Source organism: Agrobacterium tumefaciens, assembly GCF_013337285.1.
GTDB lineage: Bacteria > Pseudomonadota > Alphaproteobacteria > Rhizobiales > Rhizobiaceae > Agrobacterium > Agrobacterium burrii.
The window spans coordinates 1,065,476-1,086,123 of the sequence record NZ_SUPW01000001.1; the positions used below are offsets into that span (position 1 = coordinate 1,065,476).

17 protein-coding genes are annotated in these 20,648 nt (G+C 59.9%); 4 read left to right on the top strand and 13 right to left on the bottom strand.

Going from position 1 to position 20,648, the window contains the following annotated elements:
* The first annotated feature begins 35 nt into the window (after window positions 1–35).
* On the top strand, window positions 36–602 hold the full coding sequence (locus tag FCH38_RS05220; RefSeq protein ID WP_174373046.1) for a DUF6101 family protein: 567 nt from the start codon (window positions 36–38) through the stop codon (window positions 600–602).
* Between the two features lie 78 nt (window positions 603–680).
* Here FCH38_RS05220 and ubiA read toward each other — a convergent pair whose 3' ends face one another.
* From ubiA to FCH38_RS05240, 4 genes are all read right to left on the bottom strand, one after another.
* On the bottom strand, window positions 681–1,634 hold the full coding sequence (gene ubiA / locus FCH38_RS05225; protein WP_174373047.1) for a 4-hydroxybenzoate octaprenyltransferase: 954 nt from the start codon (window positions 1,632–1,634) through the stop codon (window positions 681–683).
* 118 nt (window positions 1,635–1,752) lie between these two features.
* On the bottom strand, window positions 1,753–2,553 hold the full coding sequence (locus FCH38_RS05230) for a MipA/OmpV family protein (RefSeq protein WP_153513220.1): 801 nt from the start codon (window positions 2,551–2,553) through the stop codon (window positions 1,753–1,755).
* A gap of 143 nt (window positions 2,554–2,696) precedes the next feature.
* A complete protein-coding gene (locus tag FCH38_RS05235) occupies window positions 2,697–3,953 on the bottom strand; it encodes a class I SAM-dependent methyltransferase (protein ID WP_174373048.1) in 1,257 nt (418 codons plus the stop codon).
* 169 nt (window positions 3,954–4,122) lie between these two features.
* The gene (locus FCH38_RS05240) at window positions 4,123–6,447 is read right to left on the bottom strand and encodes a Tex family protein (RefSeq protein WP_174373049.1); all 2,325 of its coding nucleotides are present in this window, start codon (window positions 6,445–6,447) and stop codon (window positions 4,123–4,125) included.
* Between the two features lie 201 nt (window positions 6,448–6,648).
* On the opposite strand from FCH38_RS05240, the gene purD reads away from it, so the two are divergent.
* The 3 genes from purD to FCH38_RS05255 all read left to right on the top strand — a co-directional run bounded on the left by purD (window position 6,649) and on the right by FCH38_RS05255 (window position 10,737).
* The gene (gene purD, locus FCH38_RS05245; RefSeq protein WP_174373050.1) at window positions 6,649–7,920 is read left to right on the top strand and encodes a phosphoribosylamine--glycine ligase; all 1,272 of its coding nucleotides are present in this window, start codon (window positions 6,649–6,651) and stop codon (window positions 7,918–7,920) included.
* A gap of 156 nt (window positions 7,921–8,076) precedes the next feature.
* Window positions 8,077–8,586, top strand: coding sequence for a plant virulence effector HPE1-like domain-containing protein (locus tag FCH38_RS05250; RefSeq protein WP_174373051.1), 510 nt, complete (start codon window positions 8,077–8,079; stop codon window positions 8,584–8,586).
* 327 nt (window positions 8,587–8,913) lie between these two features.
* Complete coding sequence (locus tag FCH38_RS05255) at window positions 8,914–10,737, top strand: methyl-accepting chemotaxis protein (RefSeq protein WP_174373052.1); 1,824 nt, start codon at window positions 8,914–8,916, stop codon at window positions 10,735–10,737.
* Between the two features lie 58 nt (window positions 10,738–10,795).
* Here the strand turns inward: FCH38_RS05255 and FCH38_RS05260 are convergent, their stop codons facing one another.
* From FCH38_RS05260 to FCH38_RS05300, 9 genes are all read right to left on the bottom strand, one after another.
* The gene (locus tag FCH38_RS05260) at window positions 10,796–11,290 is read right to left on the bottom strand and encodes a DUF523 domain-containing protein (protein WP_174373053.1); all 495 of its coding nucleotides are present in this window, start codon (window positions 11,288–11,290) and stop codon (window positions 10,796–10,798) included.
* A gap of 233 nt (window positions 11,291–11,523) precedes the next feature.
* Window positions 11,524–13,839 carry a glycine--tRNA ligase subunit beta gene (glyS, locus tag FCH38_RS05265; protein ID WP_174373054.1) on the bottom strand — a complete coding sequence of 772 codons (2,316 nt, stop codon included), beginning with the start codon at window positions 13,837–13,839 and terminating at the stop codon, window positions 11,524–11,526.
* Between the two features lie 100 nt (window positions 13,840–13,939).
* Window positions 13,940–15,880 (bottom strand): DUF2207 family protein, encoded by a 1,941-nt coding sequence (locus FCH38_RS05270; protein ID WP_174373055.1) that lies wholly within the window; start codon window positions 15,878–15,880, stop codon window positions 13,940–13,942.
* 22 nt (window positions 15,881–15,902) lie between these two features.
* The gene (locus FCH38_RS05275; protein ID WP_174373056.1) at window positions 15,903–17,180 is read right to left on the bottom strand and encodes a 3-phosphoshikimate 1-carboxyvinyltransferase; all 1,278 of its coding nucleotides are present in this window, start codon (window positions 17,178–17,180) and stop codon (window positions 15,903–15,905) included.
* Window positions 17,181–17,267: 87 nt separating this feature from the next.
* Window positions 17,268–17,819, bottom strand: a complete 552-nt coding sequence (locus FCH38_RS05280) for a LemA family protein (RefSeq protein ID WP_174373057.1) — start codon at window positions 17,817–17,819, stop codon at window positions 17,268–17,270.
* Between the two features lie 120 nt (window positions 17,820–17,939).
* Complete coding sequence (locus FCH38_RS05285) at window positions 17,940–18,233, bottom strand: hypothetical protein (protein ID WP_236776548.1); 294 nt, start codon at window positions 18,231–18,233, stop codon at window positions 17,940–17,942.
* A 199-nt stretch (window positions 18,234–18,432) separates the two neighbouring features.
* Window positions 18,433–19,395, bottom strand: coding sequence for a glycine--tRNA ligase subunit alpha (locus FCH38_RS05290; protein WP_174373058.1), 963 nt, complete (start codon window positions 19,393–19,395; stop codon window positions 18,433–18,435).
* 100 nt (window positions 19,396–19,495) lie between these two features.
* A complete protein-coding gene (locus FCH38_RS05295) occupies window positions 19,496–19,690 on the bottom strand; it encodes an NfeD family protein (RefSeq protein WP_149898621.1) in 195 nt (64 codons plus the stop codon).
* Window positions 19,691–19,710: 20 nt separating this feature from the next.
* Window positions 19,711–20,580: a S49 family peptidase gene (locus FCH38_RS05300; RefSeq protein WP_423753166.1), complete on the bottom strand. Its 870-nt coding sequence runs from the start codon at window positions 20,578–20,580 to the stop codon at window positions 19,711–19,713.
* Between the last annotated feature and the right edge of the window lie 68 nt (window positions 20,581–20,648).

A 20,648-nucleotide genomic window follows, 5' to 3' on the forward strand; every position in this document is an offset into this window, starting at 1 on the left:
AACCGGCTCTCAGGTAAAACAAGGGTAGATTAAACATGACCAAGACCGTTCTGAAGCCCGACTGGGCCGTTGCCACACTCAGACTCGACCCGGCACGTTTTCCGCAACAGGTCACCTATGGAAAAAGCAACGGCGCGACCGACGTCGCCGTGACGCTCGATGAACGGGGCGCCGTTCTGAGAAAGGTTCTTTCCTCTTCCGGCCTGCCTTTGTCTTTCGCCCTGCCAGCCCGCGCCTTCAAGGGTGTTGCAGCCCGCGCCATCGACCATGGTGACGGTCAGGTAACCGTGACGCTGGAACTTCACCATGATGACCCGGATCTCTGCGTTCCGCTGCTGGTCGCCCATGATCTCTGCGATATCGCCGCCGACTGGCGCAGCTGGTCCGAAGCCTACCGCATTCCCATGCTGATGGTGGAAGCCGATGGCGTTGCCCGCCCGCTGGAAGAACATCTCGGCAAGGTGCGCACCCAGAATACCCGTCCGCGTCGCCGCCATTCCTATTTCGCGGATCGCCGCCCGCGCTTCCTCGTTCGCCGCTCCACCGGCTCGCTCGGCATGAGCATGAAGATCGAGGGCAAGGAAATCATCGCCCGCAGCTGATAATCGTCAGCAAAAACAAATCAAAAGCCCGGCGCGCAGTGATGCGGCCGGGCTTTTTTGCATCTTATGTTTCCGGCTTCAGGCCAGCAGAAGCGGCAGGATGAGGCCGGCAAAAATCATCACGCCCACACGGTTGTTGGATTTGAACAATATGAGGCATTGCTCGACGTCGTCGATATCCAGCACCCAGACCTGGCGGAACAGCATGATGGCTGCGGCGGCAAGGCCGCTATAGGCAATGACGTTAACACCCGCGCCCCAGAAGGACAGGGCGATCATGGCAAGGGCTGTGCCATAAAGAAAAACCAGCCAGCGATGTGTGTTTTCTCCAAACAGCAGGGCGGTCGAACCGATGCCGACTGCCGTGTCGTCTTCCTTGTCCTGATGGGCATAGATTGTATCATAACCAATCGTCCAGGCGATCGAGCCGACATAAAGCAGGACAGCCGGCCAGGCGATCGATCCGAACTGCCCGGCCCAGCCCATCAGCGCGCCCCACGAAAAGGCAAGGCCGAGGAAAAACTGCGGCCAATTGGTGAAGCGCTTGGCAAAAGGATAGATCGCCACGAAGATCAACGAGAAGACGCCTGTCGCGATTGCGAAGCCGTTGAACTGCAAAAGCACCACAAATCCGGCAAGCGCCTGCAACACGATGAATATCTTGGCCTGCAGCCGGGTCACGCGGCCTGATGGCAGCGGCCGGGAGCGGGTGCGCGCCACGGCCATGTCGATCTTGTGGTCGGCCAGATCATTATAGGTGCAGCCGGCACCGCGCATCGCCACCGATCCGATGAAGAACAGCACCAGGTGCCAGATCAGCGTGCCCCAGGAAAAGCCGCCGCTCATCGTCGCGGCATTGGCAGCAAGGGCGGCGGACCAGAAACACGGCCACATCAGCAATTGCCAGCCGATGGGGCGATCCCACCTTGCGAGCTGCGCATAGGGCCAGAGGGACCTCGGCAAAATCCGATAGACCCAGTTGTTGGATGGCGCGTCGGAAACGCGGTCTGATAAATCGCTGTGGTGAACCATGGGATGGTTCTACAGCATTGGCGGGCGAATCGGAACGGATTTCAGCATTGGCCGCGCGGACAAAAAAGCCCCGCAGCGTTTTCGCGGCGGGGCTTTGTATCACCTTGTTCGCGTCGCCTCAGGGGAGCGAGAAATTGAATTTGTAGCTTGCCTGAACGCCGATTATGAACTGGTTTTTCGAACCACGCTCGCGCACCAGCGAGCTGTCGGCGGCGTCGCCCGTCAGACGGCGATATTCCGCAAACGAGCCGACTTCGGCGTTTTCGGTAACCTTCCAGGTGATGGCGGCACCGACGCCGGCGGAATGCAGGCCACCGCCCGGGCTATAGGGCGAAGGCGCGCCGGCTGCCGTCTGTGCCGCGCTCACGCCGTAATAGCGCTCGTTATATTTGCTGCTGACCCATGTGGCGCGCGGGCCGGCGGAAATCTGGATGCCGGGCGCAATATCGGTAAATGCATCGACGGCGACGTCACCGACAACGCCGCTATGGCTGCGGATACCCTGACGGACTTCGCCGCGAACACGCAGCCAGTCAGTCGGATAGGCCTCGGCGAAACCACCAAGCTCGCCACCGCGCTTGATGCGGGTCATGCCTTTCAGATCGGAAGAGTCGCCTTCGTCACGCGGAGAAACCAGTTTGCCGGCGAGACCCATGCTGATCGGGCCGTTGTCCAGAAGCGAGATCGAAGCACTGTCATTGCGCGAGGTGAAACGCGCGCCCTGCCCTTGACGGCCAAGCGAAATGATCGGCGAGAAGCCGAATTCGTTCTTGTTGTCGCCCTGATATTTCGGCGCAGTGAAACCCGCACCGCCGAGCTTCAGATACCAGTCGCCGGAAAACCAGCCTTCGGCATGGGCGTTGCCCACGGCAAAAAGCGACATGACACAGGCGGCGACTGCCGCTGATGGCTTGAACATGAAAAGAACCCCAGAAACGCAATACAGACAGGTGCCCGTAGAATTAGAGGGATTGTCTTTCCATTCCATTAACCAGCGCGGGAAGAAAACTGGCGACTAAGTCCCGTCATTCCGGCCCTGAGCCGGGATGACGGAGGAATGCCTTAGAACGTCACCTTTTCCAACGGCGGACGCGTCTTCTCGAACTCCAGCAGCTTCGCCTCGTTACGGGCGATATAGTCGCGGTTATGCGGAACGGCATCGCGATCCTTGGCGAGCTGGATCTGAAAAATATGGAAATTTTCATGGGTGAAGGCCATTTCGGACCCCGCCAGATAAAACTCCCACATGCGGAAGAAACGCTCGTCGTAAAGTGCTACCGCCTCCGCCTTGCGCGCCACGAAGCGTTCACGCCAATGCCTGAGCGTGTGGGCGTAGTGCATCGGCAGGATTTCGATGTCTTTCACCAGTAGCCCCGACTTCTGGATCGCCGGCAGCACCTCGGCAAGCGAAGGGATATAACCGCCGGGGAAAATATATTTTTCGATGAAGGGGTTGGTCGCCAGCGCCGGAGAAGGCTGGCCGATGGAATGCAGCACCATCACGCCCTTGTCGTCGAGCACCTCCGCCACCTTGTCGAAATAATCGCGGTAGTGCGTCGGTCCGACATGTTCAAACATGCCGACGGAGACGATACGGTCGAATTTCTTCGAGGCCGGCAGGTAACGGTAGTCCTGCAATTCAAAGCGGACATTGCCTGAAAGCCCACGTTTTGCCGCCCGGTCGCGGGAAACGCGCAGCTGCTCTTCGCTAAGCGTGATGCCGGTGACATCGGCACCCACACTTTCGGCAATATACATCGCCATGCCGCCCCAGCCGGAGCCGATTTCCAGCACGCTCTGGCCCGGCTCCGTCATCAGCTTGGCGGCGATGTGGCGTTTCTTGGCCACCTGCGCCTCAGAAAGGCTGATGCCGGGCGGATTGAAATAGGCGCAGGAATATTGCCAGTCCTCATCAAGGAAGAGGTCGAACAGCTTCGCGCTCAGATCATAGTGGTGGGCGACGTTGCTCTTGTTGTGATTGACCGGCAGGCGCATCCTGATACGGGCGGCGATGATGCGCGCCATACCTCGCCAGACCATGCCAAAGGACAGCGCCTCGCTCAGCGTATTGCCTTTGACCAGCGCCAGAAAGTCGTAAATATCGCCCTCGGCGATGGTCATACGGCCTTCCATATATATTTCGGCTAACTTCAATGCAGGATCCGCGGCGATCTCCTGCATGGCGGCTTCGTCGGTGAAATTCAGAACAACCCGTTTTCCGGTGCCGTCGCCAAATGTGCGGCTGCCCTGCGGGCTATGGACGGCAAGATCACCGATCTTGATTATCTTTTCGAGAAGAACATGCAGAGACGACGCCATGGCACCCCCAAATTGCTAAGTCTCACTTATCAATTCCGTTGACCGTATTCCTTTCGGCACAAGTTTCAAGATAGTCTTATTTCAAAAAAATTGAACGATTTCATCAAATAAAAAGCCCCGCCGGGGTATCTGACAGGGCTTTTCGGTAAAAAATCATTTCAACCTTAGGTCAGCGCCGCTTCATTGCCTCGGCCAGCGCTGCGGCAAGGGCACCACCGGATTGCGACCCCTCGTTGCGTTCTTGCGGCTTGGATGTCGCGTGGCGCATGGCGCTCGCATTGCCCTTTTCGCGCATCGGCTGAGGCGCCGCCTCTCCGCCATCCTTGCGCATGGTGAGACCGATGCGCTTGCGCTTCACATCCACTTCGACGACTCGCACCTTGACGACATCGCCCGCCTTGACGACCTCATGCGGATCCTTCACGAAACGGTCGGCCAGTTGCGAGACATGCACCAGCCCATCTTGATGCACGCCGATATCCACGAATGCGCCGAAGGCGGCGACGTTGGTGACGGTGCCTTCCAGCAGCATGCCCGGTTTCAGGTCGGTGATCTCGTCCACGCCATCGGCAAAAGTCGCCGTCTTGAAGCTCGGGCGCGGGTCGCGGCCGGGCTTTTCCAGCTCGGCGATGATGTCCTTGACGGTCGGCAGACCGAATTGTTCATCGATGAAGCGCTTCGGATCGAGCCCCTTCAGCGTGGCGCTATCACCCATCAACGTGCGCAGATCGCGGCCACAGGCAGCGACGATCTTTTTCGCCACGCCATAGGCTTCCGGGTGCACCGAAGACGCATCCAGCGGCTCCTTGCCGTTCGGGATGCGCAGAAAGCCGGCGCATTGCTCAAACGTGCGCTGGCCAAGGCGCGGCACTTTCAGCAATTCCCTGCGGCTGGCGAAGGGGCCGGTCTGGTCGCGATGGGCAACGATAGCGTCGGCAATCGAAGTTCCGAGGCCGGAGACCCGCGCCAGAAGCGGCGACGAGGCCGTGTTGAGATCGACGCCGACGGCGTTCACCGCATCTTCCACGACAGCATCGAGCGAGCGGCTGAGGCGGCCCTGATCGACATCGTGCTGGTATTGACCCACACCGATGGATTTTGGTTCGATCTTCACCAGTTCCGCCAGCGGATCCTGAAGGCGCCGCGCAATGGAGACGGCTCCGCGGATGGAAACATCGAGATTGGGGAATTCCGCCGCCGCGCGTTCCGATGCGGAATAGACAGAAGCGCCCGCCTCCGAAACGATGACCTTGGTGGGCTTTGTTCCCGACGCCGAGGCCGGCATCTGCGCCAGAAGATCGGCGACCAGCTTTTCCGTTTCGCGGCTGCCGGTGCCGTTGCCGATGGCGATCAGCTCGACATTGTGCTTGCGGATGAGCAAAGCGAGTTCCGCCTGCGCGCCGCGCACGTCGTTCCTGGGCTGGAAGGGATAAACGGTCGCTGTGTCGAGCAGCTTGCCGGTGCCGTCCACCACGGCCACCTTGACGCCGGTGCGGATGCCGGGATCGAGGCCCATGGTGGCGCGCGAGCCGGCCGGTGCGGCCAGCAGCAGGTCTTTCAGATTGCGGGCGAAAACGTTGATCGCCTCTTCTTCCGACCGTTCGCGCACTTCGCGCATGAGATCGAGCGACAGCGACATGGAGAGCTTCACCCGCCAGGTCCAGCCCGCCACTTCCATCAGCCACTGATCGGCGGGACCGGCATTGCGGATATCGAAGGCGGCCGCGACAGTGCGCTGTGCGGGCTTCACCGGTGACGGGTCGTCGGCATCGACATCGATCGTCAGCGTCAGAATTTCCTCGTTCCAGCCGCGCAGCATGGCCAGAGCCCGGTGGCCCGGCACCGTCGACCAGCGTTCGAAATGATCGAAATAGTCGGAGAATTTTTCGCCCGTCGCCTGCTTGCCATCCACCACCTTGGCGCGGAAAATGGCGTTCTGGCGCATGTAGTCGCGCAGACGCCCGAGAAGATCGGCGTTTTCCGTCATGGTTTCCGCCACGATGTCGCGCGCGCCTTCGAGCGCCGCTTTCACATCGGCCACTTCGCCCTTGATATAGGCCTCCGCAAGTTTCGCCGGATCGCTAGCGCGGTTTTCCCAGATGGCTTCCGCCAGTGGGCCGAGACCACGTTCGCGGGCGATTTCCGCGCGGGTGCGGCGCTTGGGCTTGTAGGGCAGATAGAGGTCTTCCAGTTCCGCCTTGGTGCCAGCCTGCATGATCTTGACCATCAGCGCATCCGTCATCTTGCCCTGACCGTTGATGGTCTCGACGATGGAGGCGCGGCGCGCATTGAGTTCCCGCAGATAGACAAGGCGTTCCGCCAGCGTTCGAAGCTGGGTGTCATCGAGGCCGCCGGTCACCTCCTTGCGGTAACGGGCGATGAAGGGAACGGTCGCGCCCTCGTCCAGCAAGCCCACCGCCGCCTTCACCTGATCGGGACGGGCGTTGATTTCAGAAGCGATGAGCGTGGCGAGGCGGGCATTATCTGCGGTCATGAGGTTCTCTGATGTGACGTCTGGAGCGGCGAACATAATGTCTGATTGTGGCGTGACAACAAGAGGCAGGAACGATTCCACAGGAAAGGCGGCGATCAAGGGAAAGACAGGCCTTTGCGGCGCTTTCTCCTTGACCTTTCGCCCCCCTGCCCTTAACGCCGCTGACACAAGGTTACTGGCGAATTTGCAGGGGTGTTGACCATGAAAGTTCTGTTGATCGGTTCCGGCGGACGCGAACATGCGCTGGCGTGGAAAATCGCCCAGTCTCCCCTGCTTGAAGAATTTTACGCCGCACCCGGCAATCCCGGCATCGCCGACCACGCGACGCTCGTAGCGCTTGACGTGGAAGACCACGCCGCCGTCATCGCTTTTGCGAAAGAAAAATCGATCGATTTTGTGATCGTTGGCCCGGAAGCGCCGCTGGTGGCGGGTCTGGCGGATGATCTGCGTGCCGCTGGCATCGCCACTTTCGGCCCGTCGAAAGCCGCTGCCCAGCTTGAGGGCTCCAAGGGTTTCACCAAGGATCTCTGCGCCCGTTACGATATTCCGACCGGCGCTTACCAGCGTTTCAAGGCCGCCGAACCGGCGAAAGACTATGTCCGTGAACAGGGCGCGCCCATCGTCATCAAGGCGGACGGGCTTGCCGCCGGCAAGGGTGTGACCGTGGCGATGACGGAAGACGAAGCCCTTGCCGCCATCGATGAGTGTTTCGACGGCGCGTTTGGTGCTGCCGGCGCCGAAGTGGTGGTGGAAGCCTTCCTCGATGGCGAGGAAGCGAGCTTCTTCTGCCTTTCGGACGGCAAGACGGCGCTGGCGCTGGCCACCGCGCAGGATCACAAGCGTGTGGGCGATGGCGACACCGGCCCGAATACCGGCGGCATGGGCGCCTATTCCCCCGCCCCCGTCATGACACCCGCCATGGTGGAGCGCACCATGAAGGAGATCATCGAGCCGACGATTTCAGGCATGGCCCAGGACGGCAATCCCTTCTCGGGCGTGTTCTTCGCCGGCCTGATGATAACAGCCAAAGGCCCGGAACTGATCGAATATAATGTGCGCTTCGGCGATCCCGAGTGCCAGGTGCTGATGATGCGCCTCAAGAGCGACCTTCTGCCGATCCTCTACGCCACCGCCACCGGCACGCTGGACAAGGTGCAGGCGGAATGGCGTGACGATGCGGCGCTGACCGTCGTTCTGGCTTCCAGGGGTTATCCCGGCGCTTACGACAAGAACACGCCGATCGCCCATATTCCCGATGCCAGCGAAGAGGCAAAGGTGTTCCATGCCGGAACCGCGCTGAAGGATGGCCAGCTTGTCGCGACCGGCGGACGTGTGCTGAACGTCACCGCTTTTGGAAAAGACGTGACGGAGGCGCAGGCACGCGCCTATGCACTGACGGACAAAGTGGAATGGGAAAACGGCTTCTGCCGCCGTGATATCGGCTGGCAGGCCGTGGCCCGCGAAAAGGCCTGATACTTAAAGCAGACAGCGTTGAGAGCGAATATTTCGTTCAATTTTTACCAAGTTCGCTGACCCGATGGAAACGAAAGACCGGTAATATTTGCCCGAATATTGAATGACGCGCCGTGCCTGTGCCACGGGTTTTGCGGTTATTTCGGGGGTTTTTCGATGCGTCGTCTTCTTTTGACAGCCATTATCGCGCTGACCGGCGGGTCGGCCATGGCGTCTTCCATCGAATATATCAATGGCGTCCATGCCAGCAACGGCAGCTTCGTTCGCCGTGACTGCACGGGCTGCGAACCCGTGAAAGACAAAACGCCAGCACAGGGTTATGCAATTCCGTCCATCGAGCCGGGAACGCAGCATTCGGAAATGCGCGAAATCGACGGAAAACGCACACTTATCCGCACCGAAGCATGGCTCGGCGGTGCGCCGGTTACCTTCGTCAGCACCAATCCCGCATGGATGCCGGAAACCTCCAGCACCGCAATCGCAACCTATGACGATGCCGAACCCGTGGCGCACCCGGAAGAAACGGTTTCGACACCTGCCGGCATCGACGTGACGACGACGACCGCCGGCGTCAAGGAAATCTCTGCCGACAATGCCGCAGCTTCTATCAGCGCCTCGGCGGTCACCGCACCCGTATTCCCGGATTTCAAATTGCGTGGCAACTGACGGGCAGTACTCGGCGCGCTTTCCTGACAAATATCAAATAATCGCGGCATTGCTGTATTTATCGTAGCTCTCAGCAACCATTCGGGGAATAATATATTTTCCGGCCGTTATTCTGTCAGCCAAGCTGATAAAGCTTTCGCTAATTAAATATTTATTCAAATTTTTGGCCGCTAAGTGACTTCATGGTGCAATGCAGCACAATATGAGGCCTGAGGCGGACGCTCGCTTTTCAGGCCCTTCACCGCGCATCAGGCGCTATTCCCATTTCCGAAACTTCGGCAGCGCGCGACCTTTTCAGGCCGCGATGCAAAACGCTTGTGAGCGCCCATGAAGAACCTCTCCATCTCCCGTCAACTGATCGTGCTCGTGGTGGCCCTTGTGGCCGCCTTCTCCATAGCGACCTTTTACCAGCTGAAATCTGCCACCGATGCGATTTATGAGGAACGCTACGGCATGTTGCGGACGCAGGTGCAATCGGCCATTTCCATCCTGCAATCCTTCCATGACAAGGAAACGGCCGGAACGCTGTCGCGGGAAGAAGCCATGAAACAGGCTTACGCCACCGTCAGCGCCATCAGGTTCACCCCTGATGGCTATCTGTTCGGTTACGACTATGACGTGACGATGAAGTTCCATCCCGATGCCAAGCGGGTCGGCGAAAACTACAGGGGCAAGCCAGACAGCAAAGGCTTCGCTTATCGTGACGAGCTGGTTCGGCTTGGCCGCAACGGCGGCGGCCAGACGGATTTCTACGGTCCAAAGCCCGGCATGGAAGGCAATGATTACGCTAAAAGCTCTTACGCACTTGCCTTCGAGCCATGGCAGGTGGTGGTCGTGACCGGCGTTTACATCGATGATCTGAATGCGCAGGTTCGCGGCGAGGTGATGAAGGCGCTGTCCATCGGTGCCGCCATCTTCGTGCTGGCGCTCGCCGCCGCTTTCTACGTCATTCGCGGCATTTCCAAACCGCTCGGCGATATTCACCGCGCGCTTGGCGAAGTGGCCAATGAGAACGTCTCGCTTACCATTCCCCATACCGGCCTTACCAACGAGGTGGGCATGATGGCGAAAGCCACCGCCTCGCTGCAGGACAAGGTGCGCGAGCGCCACGCCATGCAGCGCCGGCAGGAAGAACAGCAGGACCAGCTCGACACGGAACGCCAGAACAATCTCGACATGCAGCGCGACGAAGCCGCATTGCAGGCCCGCGTCGTCACCACCATCGGCGAGGCGCTGGAAAAGCTGGCCGGCGGCGATCTGACCGTTCGCTGCGGCGATCTCGGCAATCGCTATGCGGCGCTGCGCGACAATTTCAACGAGGCCCTGACCCATCTTGATGCGGCCATGGCCAAGGTGAATTCCAAGAGCATCGATATTGGCGGCTCCAAGGAGGAAATCCGCAAGGCCTCCAACGAGCTTTCGCAGCGCACCGAACGGCAGGCCGCGAACCTTGAGGAAACTTCGGCCGCTCTGGATGAATTGACCGTTGCGGTGCGCCAGACGGCGGAAGGCGCAGCCGACGCCGCCAAGCGCGTCACCACCGTCAGCTCGGAGGCCATGCGCAGCGACCGGGTGGTGGAAGAGGCGATATCAGCGATGAGCGGCATCGAACAGTCTTCCGACCAGATTTCCAACATCATCGGCGTGATCGACGACATCGCCTTCCAGACCAACCTTCTGGCGCTGAATGCCGGTGTGGAGGCAGCGCGTGCCGGTGAGGCCGGCAAGGGCTTTGCCGTGGTGGCGCAGGAAGTGCGCGAGCTGGCGCAGAAATCCGCCGCCGCTGCCAAGGAGATCAAGGACCAGATCTCCCGATCTTCCGCCCAGGTGGAAAACGGCGTGCGCCTTGTCGGCGAGACCGGAGAAGCGCTGAAACGCATCTCGGACCAGATCAAATCGGCGAACGAGATCGTCAGCAAGATCGCCCATTCGGCCGCCGAACAGGACACCACGTTGCGCTCGATCTCCTCGTCGCTGAACCAGCTCGACGTCGCCACCCAGCATAATGCCGCCATGGCGGAAGAAACCACGGCTTCGGCCGAGGCGCTGGCCGTGGACACCGAAGAACTGCTGAACCTCATCCGCGGCTTCCGCGTCTCTTCCGGCCACCAGCTTCACGGCATGGCAGAGCAGATGCGTATGGCAGGGTGATACGCTTTGAGGCTATCGATCAAAAACGGCGCCGGGGGAAACTCCGGCGCTTTTCGTTTCAACGTGTCAGGGCATCCAGCCTATCGATGTCGGCTGGCGAAAAGACCGAAATACCCGCACGCTCAAGCAGCGCAGCCGTCACGCCGTTGCCCGGATGTTTGAGGCCGGAGAACGAACCATCATAAATCGCGACCGACCCGCAGGACGGGCTGCCGTCTATCAGCAACGCATGGGTGCAGCCATTGGCCTTGGCAAAGGCAAGCGCCTTTTCCGCACCGGCAATAAATTGCGCGGTGACATCGCCACCGGTCACCTCCAGCACGCGGGCGCGGCCCTCCAGCACATCAAGACCAGACGCACCCCTCTCGATTTCCGCCGGTGGACGCGGCACGGGCATACCACCCGCCATCTCCGGACAGATCGTTACCAGCCTGCCCTCGCTTCGCCAGCGCTCTATTGCAGGGTGGGACAGGGGTTTGCCCTTGCCGTCGTAGCGGACGGGCTGGCCGAGGAGGCAGGCGCTGATGAGGATTTTGGGAGGCGTGTGGGTCAATGGGAAACATCCTGCGGGAGCTGAAGCTGCGGCTTACCCCCCTCTGCCCTGCCGGGCATCTCCCCCACAAGGGGGGAGATCCAATCGTGGCAACCTCTCGACCACCTCCGACGTCGCGATTTTTTGCCGGGGAGCGCCCTTCCTGCTGATCTCCCCCCTTGTGGGGGAGATGTCCGGCAGGACAGAGGGGGGTGAACCAAGTACGCTGACATACCCGGTTACCCACAATTCACTCACCCCGTAATCTTCGAGAAATCCGCAACCGTACCGGTCGCTTCGCGGATGGCCTTCAGCAGCGCCAGACGGTTGGCGCGGATGGCCGCATCCTCGTCATTGACCAGCACATCCTCGAAGAACTTGTCGACGGGCGCGCGCAGCGTCGAAAGCGCCTGCATGGCCGAGCGGAAATCCTCACCTTCGACAGCCTTCGCCGCATCGGCAGAGGCAGTCTTGATCGCCGCGTAAAGCGCCTTTTCGGCGTCGAGCTTCAAAAGCTCTTCAGAGACGCCATCGGCAACCACGGTGCCCTTCTTTTCCTCGGCGGCCAGAAGCTGGGTGGCGCGCTTGGCGCCCGCCAGAAGGTTGCGGCCATCTTCGCCGGTGATGAAGGCGGTGAGCGCCTCGACACGGCGGGCGATCATCAGGAGATCATCGGATTCCGGCGTCAGGACGGCGTCGATCAGATCGTAACGCGCACCGAGATCGCGGAGATAGACTTTCAGGCGGTCGTGGAAGAAGGAGAGCAACGAAAAAACCGACGGTCGAGCAACAAAGAGACCATTGTGGAAGGCTCTATCTTCCAGCAATCTCTCAAACAAAGCAGTCTCTTCGACCTCTGCCCGAAGCGGATTGATCCCTCGAAGCAATTTCTCTACCAAGTCCCTTGCGTCCAAAGGATAAAACGCGACATTCATGTCCGTTATTGCCGGTATGAGCGGCAGGCGCACGTTCTTTTCCAGCAAAATACGCACCACACCCAGCGCCGCGCGGCGCAACGCAAACGGGTCCTTCGAACCCGTCGGCTTTTCATCGATGGCCCAGAAACCGACGAGCGTATCGAGCTTGTCGGCCAGCGCGACCGTGATCGCCACCTTGTCGGCCGGCAGGCGATCCGAGGGGCCTTGCGGCTTGTAGTGATCTTCGATGGCCGCGGCGACACTTTCGTTTTCGCCCTGCAGCGCCGCATATTTGCGGCCCATCAAGCCCTGAAGCTCGGGGAATTCACCAACGGCTTCGGTGCGCAGGTCGGCTTTGGCCAGCACCACCGCGCGGTCCACCAGATTGGCATCGGCACCAACGACGGGGGCCAGCGCCTTGGCCAGTTCGCGGATGCGGGCCACACGCTCACCCTGCGTGCCGAGCTTGGCATGGAAAGTGACGTTGAGTGCGTCGAGCTTCGCCATGCGCTGATCGAGCGGCTTCTTGAGATCGAGGCCGAATTTCGCAGCCGAATCCTTCAAGGTGTCGAGATCGGGCAGATCGCCCTGGTCGCGGCTCCAGAAATGGCGGGCATCCGACAGGCGGGCGCGCACCACCTTGCCATTGCCATGGATGATTTCCTTGCCGCCATCGCTTGCCTCGATATTTGAGATCAGGATGAAGCGGTTGGAAAGACCCTCTTCCGCACCCTGATTGCGGGTGACGAAACACTTCTGGTTGGTCTTGATGGTGAGGCGGATGATTTCCGCCGGGATCTGCAGGTAGTCTTCCTCGAAGGTGCCCATTAGCACCTGCGGCCATTCGACGAGGCCGGAGACTTCTTCCAGCAGACCTTCGTCTTCCACCAGGTCGAGACCATTGGCGAAGGCCAGATCCTTGGCGTCGTGCAGAATGATATCCTTGCGGCGCTCCGCATCGAGAATGACCTTGGCCTTTTCGAGGCTCGAGACATAATCCTCGAAACGGCGCACGGTTATCGGGCCGGGTGCATGGAAACGGTGGCCATAGGTGACATTGCCGGCGACGATGCCGTCGATAACGAACGGAATGACCTGCGTTTCGTCATGTTCGGGGCCGAACAGGCAGACGATGGATTGCAGCGGGCGCACCCAGCGCAGGCTCTCGGAGCCCTTGCCTTCGATACCGGCATAGCTCGAGCCCTTTGGCATGGAGGCCGGGCCGGAGCGCATGGATTTTGGCCAGGGGAAGGAACGGATGATGCCGGGCATCACCTCGGCGATGATCTCTTCCGCCGGACGACCGGGTTTATTGATGATGGCGATGTAAAAATCGCCCTTCTTCGGATCGGAAACGACCTGCGCTTCCGAGATATCGCTCAAGCCAGCGCCGCGCAGAAAGCCCTCGATGGCCTTTTCATTGGCGTCGGTGCGCGGACCCTTCTTTTCCTCCCGCACATCGGCGGAGCGGGCGTTGAGGCCGCGAATATCCAGCGTCAGGCGGCGCGGCGTCCAATATTCGCGCGCGCCTTCGTAGGTCAGCCCTCTCTCCACCAAGGCATCGGTGACGAGTTTCTTCAGATCGCCCGCCGCCTTGCGCTGCATGCGGGCGGGGATTTCCTCGGAGCGGAGTTCAAGCAGAAGATCGGGCATGGGATCAGGACTTTATCTGTTGTCGGACGATTGCGGTCGGCTTAGCAAGCAACGCAGCAAAAGTCACCAATGCATTCGGTTAAATTACCGCGCGCGGGCATTACCAGCCGCCGCCGCCACCGCCGCCGCCGCCCGAGCCGGAAAAACCGCCGCCGCCGCCACCGCTAGAAAAGCTGGAGTTGGACGAACTGACGGGTTGGGGAATGGTGGAGGCGATGGTGCTCGCCATGGTCGAGGAGAAACCGCCGATCCTGTCGCCAAAGCTGCCGTAATTGCTGCCCGCATACCAGCCGGGTGCATAGCTTGCCACGGCAGCACCGGCGGCGGCTGTCGCAAGCCATGTTTCAAAGGTGCGGCTCCACGGTTTTTCAACGCCGAGCGCGACGGCATAGGGCAGCAAGGTCTCGAAATGTTGCGGCGACATCGCAGGCGCGCTCGCCATGTTCATGCGGTCTTTTTCCGCCAGCGTCAGATAGGTTCTGAGGCCCTCGATGCCATCCATCAGCTTGCGGCCAAGCGGGGTTGGCGCGCCCATCAGGAACAGGAAAAGCGCATTGGTAAGGATGATGCCGCCAATGGCTGCCAGCGCCAGCGATTTCGTATCATGCGTCACATCCAGCAGGATCTGCGTGGCGATGCCGCCGATAACCGAGAAAGCCACGAAACCGGCAAAGGCCAGCATGACGATGCCGCCGATCCGCTTTTTCAGCGATGCGCCGCGCGAGAACTGCCGGCCGATGCCGATAGACAGAATGCTGAAGAACAATGCGAAAAACCCGAAAACCAGCACGGCGGCAATGGCGATTTCATCGAGATCGCCAAACACCAGCGTCGCAACGACAATGAAGACGCTGAAGAAGATACCGAAAAAGATATAACCGGAATTGCTATGGTAATATTTGCCGCGATGCTCTTTTTCAATCGCCGCGCGGAACTGCTTGCCGACTTTTTCGACTTCCGTTCCATGGGCTTTATCGATTGTCAGCGTTTCACCCGGGCCGCCGATGGAGGCGAGCAACGTTTTCTGCCCCGTCGGCAGATTGGCGGCGCTTTCCTTTTCGGTCCGGCGGATGACGATGGAATTCTTCAGGTCTTCCAGAACGACATAGCCTTTGACCGCGAGGTCAAGTGCCGAGGCGGAGAGCGCCGTCCAGCCCGCGCTGGAAAAGCCCCTGTTGTCGACGTAATTGACCAGAGCTGGAGAAAGCCCCTCCGGCGCATCCCAGCGCGGCACGACCACGCCACGGGCCGGATCGCGGCCCACCGCGAACCACGCCCGCAGATAATAGAGCAAAATAGCCAAAAGCCCGCCGCCGGAAAGCAGGATTGCCAGATTGTCGCGCAGCCACCAGCCCGTTTCCTGCGAGGTGTCGGGTGCGGCGATAGCGCCCTTCGGCAGCTTGACGGCAACCGTCATGCCCTCACCCACCGCAAACGGGCGGGTGGAGGCGAAGAACACCTCGTTGCCTTCGCTGAGGACGCGGGCATCCTTACCTTTTGCACCGAGTGGTCCGGTGAAGACGTTGGTGTCTGTCGCCTTAACGCCCTCAGGCAGAACCACGGTCGCGGAAATCTCGCCCATAGGGAACTGCCAGCCATTGCCGGTGACGTTCCAGGTGAGTTCGTCGTAATCGCTGAAATAACGGATCTGCCGGGCGGTGGTATAGGTGATCTGGAAGACGTGCTCGCCGGTCGGCAGAAAACGGTCGGCGCTGCCGGTATAGATGCGGATGCCGCCATCGATATTTTCGGTGCGCCAGTTTTCCGGCGCGCCATCCCGCTCCACCGAAACGACGTTGAAATCCACCTTCGTGCGGCGGTTATTCGCATCCAGCGCGTAGAGCGGGAAATCGCGGAAGATGCCGCGCTTGATGTTCTGCCCCTCGGCGCGCGCGGTGATGGTTTCCGTCACCGCCAGCTTGCCATCCGCCGCCACCTCGACGACGGAATGGTAGGAACGGATAAATTCCTCCGCGAAGGCCGGGAAGGCCACGCCCAGTAAGACGAACAGCGCGAGAAATCTTGCGGCGATGGTCTTCACGGGCGGTTTCCTCCAGCCAGTTTCAGTGCTGCGGCTCGGCAGCGCTTTCCTTTTCCGTGTACTCGACGCCGAGCGAGGCGAGCTCTTTCCAGTAAGCCGGGTAGGTCTTGGCCACGCAGGCGGGGTTCTGGATGGCGATGCCGCCGACCTTCAGCGCCGCCAGCGCAAAGCTCATGGCGATGCGGTGATCGGCGAAGGTATCGATGGTGGCATTCACCGTCTGGCCCGCCAGTGCGGGATCGGAATGTACGATCAGGTCGTCACCTTCCTCATGCGCCAGACCGTTACGGATTTCGTTGAGCCCGAGCGAGACGGCACGGATGCGGTCGCATTCCTTGACGCGCAGATTGGCGATGCCGACGAAACGCACCGGCGTTTCGTTGAAGGCGGCGAGAACCGCGATGGTCGGAATGGCGTCCTGCATCTGCGAGCCGTCGATTTCGGCAGGCAGATGGGGAAACTTGGCCATGACGTCGTAGGCTTTGGCATCCGGCTGGGTGAACTTGTCGGCGGGCGTGCCGATATCGATCGCGCCGCCGGTCAGCAGTTCCGCACCCCAGAGATAGGTGGCGGCGGAAGCATCCGGCTCGATGTGGAAATCGGTGGCCGTATAGCCCGTGGGATGCACGCGCCAGATGGCGTTGCTAACCCGCTCCACCTTGGCGCCGAAGGCTTCCATGGCTGACGTGGTGAGATCGATATATCCCTTCGCGCCGATTTCCTCGCCCTTGAGGATGATATCGACAGGCTTGTCGCCGCAGGCGGCGGCCATCAGAAGTGCTGACACATATTGGCTGGAGAGGTTGGCGTCGATGGTGACGTTGCCCTTCGGGAAACCCATGCCCTTGCCGCGCACAGTGACGGGCGGGCAGCTGGTCGGCGCATCCGCCTCAACACCGAGGGCGCGTAGCGCCTCCACCAGCGGCAGGATCGGGCGTTTGCGCATATGCTCGTCACCATCGATGATGACGGCACCATCGACAAGTGCGGCAGCGGCGGTGAGGAAGCGCGTGGCGGTACCGGCATTGCCAAGGAAAAGCGGCTTTTCCGGCTGTTGCAACACGCCAGTCCCTTCCACCACGAAGGTGGTGGCATCAGGCTCGGTGACCTTCACGCCCATCTCGCGCAGGGCTTCGGCCATATAAAGCGTGTCATCGCTTTTCAGCGCGCCGGACAAGTGGCTTTTGCCCCTGGCGAGGCCGGCGAGCAGGAGCGCGCGGTTGGTGATGGATTTGGAGCCGGGCGGCTCGACCTTGCCGGAAAGGGGGTGGCCGGGCGGGGTGATGGTCAGTTCGATCATGATCGTCGTCTTGTCAAAGAATGCGGCGCGGAGCCGGATTATCGGAATTTGAGCGGGAGGTTTTAAACCGTCAGAAGAACGGTGTCCTTAGAATTTAACGGTCGGCACGGCACGGTCGGCCGGGTTGTCGATCTCGAAATAGGGTGCCTTGGAAAACCCGAACTGGCCGGCGACCAGATTGGACGGGAAGCTTTCCACCTTGACGTTGAGATCGCGCGCGGCACCATTGTAATAACGGCGCGACATCTGGAGTTCGCCTTCGATGGTTTCAAGCGAGCGCTGTAATTCCAGAAAATTCGTGTTGGCCTTGAGATCTGGATAAGCTTCGGCGAGCGCAAAGAGCTTGCCGAGCGCCTGCGACAGCAGGCCTTCCGCCTGGGCGCGGCCTTCGACATCACCAGCCGGCACGGCCTGCGCCCGGTTGCGCATGGCAATCACCTCCTCGAAGGTGCTCTTTTCATGCGCCGCATACCCCTTCACGGTCTCGATGAGGTTGGGGATGAGATCGGCGCGGCGCTTCAGCTGCACGTCGATGCCCGACCACGCCTCTTCCTTCATCTGCCGAGCCTTGACTAGGCCGTTATAGATGAAGACGATATAAAGCGCGATTGCCGCGATGATTGCCAGCGTGATGAACATGAATTGCGATTCCCAGCTTCGTTGCGCGCACGATAGCCGCTCATTACCGCAAAGTCATGGGGCTTCGCTCATTCTGTCCGTTTTTGCCGGGAGAGACACGCTGCGCGAAACAGGCATCCGTTATTTATAAAAGACGGTACAATACAATTTCAGCCCGGAGGCCTTGCGGACAAAAAGCGTGTGGGAGGCAAGCCTGTAGCCGCGCTCGGCCCAATAGTTCTTGTTTTCTTCCAGATGGTTCCAGCCGTCTATGACCCAGTCGCGCATTTCCGTGTTGCGCGTGTAGTGCATGCGAACGAGCGCGCTGCCCACATCAAGCGTTCGCTGGCCGCTGTCCTTGCAATCCATGCGGGTGACGATCATTCCGAAAGAGCGTAGCTTGTCTGCACGGGAAAAGGCGTCCTTGCCGCTCATCCACTCTGACGTTTCCGCATTCGCACTATTTCCGAGCATGCATCCGAGTATAAACACAAATAAAAAACAGAAATTTCTAATATTATTCATCGTTAAATCCATCACTATATTCAGGATACCAATCCACATAAAATAAAAGGCCGTCAAGAACGGCCTTTCAAATTCACCAAGATTTCCGAAAAGTGCCTGCCTTCAGAAATCAGGCGGCCTTATTCCAGTTCAACCCACCCGCATCCGTCAGCAGGAAAGCTTCGCCGCAGGCTTTCGCCAGCGTGCGCACGCGCAGGATATAGCTCTGGCGTTCCGTTACCGAGATCACGCCGCGCGCATCCAGCAGGTTGAAGACGTGGCTGGCCTTGATGCACTGGTCATAGGCCGGGAAGACGCATTTGTGCAGGCGCTGGTTGTCATCATCACCCGGCGCGCCGGCGGCGAGAAGCGCCTGGCATTCCTTTTCCGCGTCGATGAAGTGGCGATGCAGCATGCCGGTATCGGCAAATTCGAAGTTATGGCGGGAATATTCCTGTTCGGCCTGCAAAAAGACGTCGCCATAGGAAATCTTCTCTTCGCCCTCGCGACCGTTGAAGTTGAGGTCGTAGACATTGTCGACGCCCTGAACATACATGGCCAGACGCTCCAGACCATAGGTCAGTTCGCCCGCAACCGGCGAGCATTCGATGCCGCAGACCTGCTGGAAATAGGTGAATTGCGACACTTCCATGCCGTCGCACCAGCATTCCCAGCCAAGACCCCAGGCGCCCAGCGTCGGGCTTTCCCAATCGTCTTCGACGAACCGCACATCGTGCAGCAGGGGATCAAGGCCGATGGCCTTCAGCGAACCGAGATAGAGTTCCTGAAGGTTGGATGGGTTGGGCTTCAGAATGACCTGATACTGGTAATAATGCTGCAGACGGTTGGGGTTTTCGCCGTAACGACCGTCGGAAGGACGACGCGAAGGCTGCACATAGGCGGCCTTCCACGGCTTCGGCCCGAGTGCGCGCAGGGTCGTCGCCGGATGAAATGTACCCGCGCCCACTTCCATATCGTAAGGCTGCAACACCGCGCAGCCCTTGTCGGCCCAGTAATTGTGCAGCGTCAGGATCAGCGCCTGAAAGGAACGCTTCGGGTTCATATGGTCGGGAATATCGGTCATTGCAGTCATCGCGGCGTTTGGAGGACAAGTAAGCATAGACTTACTTCGGATGCGGACTGGTGCCACGGCGTGGCCTGAGGGTCAAGGTTTTATGCGTAAAGCCGCCGGCTTACGCCTCATCCTCGCGCTTGACGCGATATTCGCCGGTTTCGGGGTCCTTGATCAGCGTGCCGATGGCGCCGGTCTCGCGCTCTTTTTCGCGCAGTTTCGATTTTGCAGATAGCTTTTGCGCGTCGCGCACGAAGCGGCGGTAAAGGATGATGGATCCCACCACCAGAAGGATGATTGTAATAAGCTGCGCCATAAGGCCCTATTCCCGCGACATTAAAGACCGAAACGCGACCACAATGCCTTTTCTTCGGCAACTTCCGCAAGACCCGAGACCGCGCCAGCCGCCAGCGTCCCGGTATTCAGGCCAAGTGCCGCATTGACGCCCGGCACCCTTTTGCCGAACAAGGAGCGTCCGCCGCTGACGAGCTGGAGCTTGACCTTTTCGCCGTAACGGCGGCGCAGAACCTCCCGCATGTCGCCCAGTCCGTCGATCAGGCCGAGGTCCAGACTACGCATGCCGGTCCAGAAGAGGCCGGAAAACAATGTGGGCTCGTCCTTTAGTCTCGAGCCGCGGCGCATCTTGACCATATCAATGAAAACATTATGGATTTCCACCTGCAGCGACTTCAGGTAATCGATGTCACCTTCCTTTTCCGGCTGGAAGGGATCGAGGATCGCCTTGTTCTCGCCGGCGGTATAGACACGGCGCTCCACGCCGATCTTCCGCAGCATTTCCGGGAAACCGAAGCCGCCGGAGACGACGCCGATCGAACCGACGATGGAGGTGGGGTCGGCGATGATCTCATCGCCGGCAAGCGCGATCATGTAACCGCCGGAAGCCGCCACATCCTCCACGAAGATCAGGACCTTCTTCTCCTTTTCCTCGGCAAGCTGGCGGATGCGGTTATAGATCATCCGCGCCTGCACCGGTGAGCCGCCGGGAGAATTGAGCGAAATGGCGACGGCAGGCGCATCCTTGATGGCGAAGGCCTTTTCAAGCAGCGGTGCATAGGAGGCTAGATTGAGCGCGGGACGAAACTGGCTGCCGCCCGCCATGATCGCGCCATGCATACGCACGACAGGGATGACGAGTTCTTTTTTGCGAAAGCGTTTCGGTACCAGATACGTCAAAAAACCCACAATTCAATCCTCGCAGCATATGCCTGTTCGTCAGGCATGTATGTATCGCCCCGGAAAACACAATGGTGCGG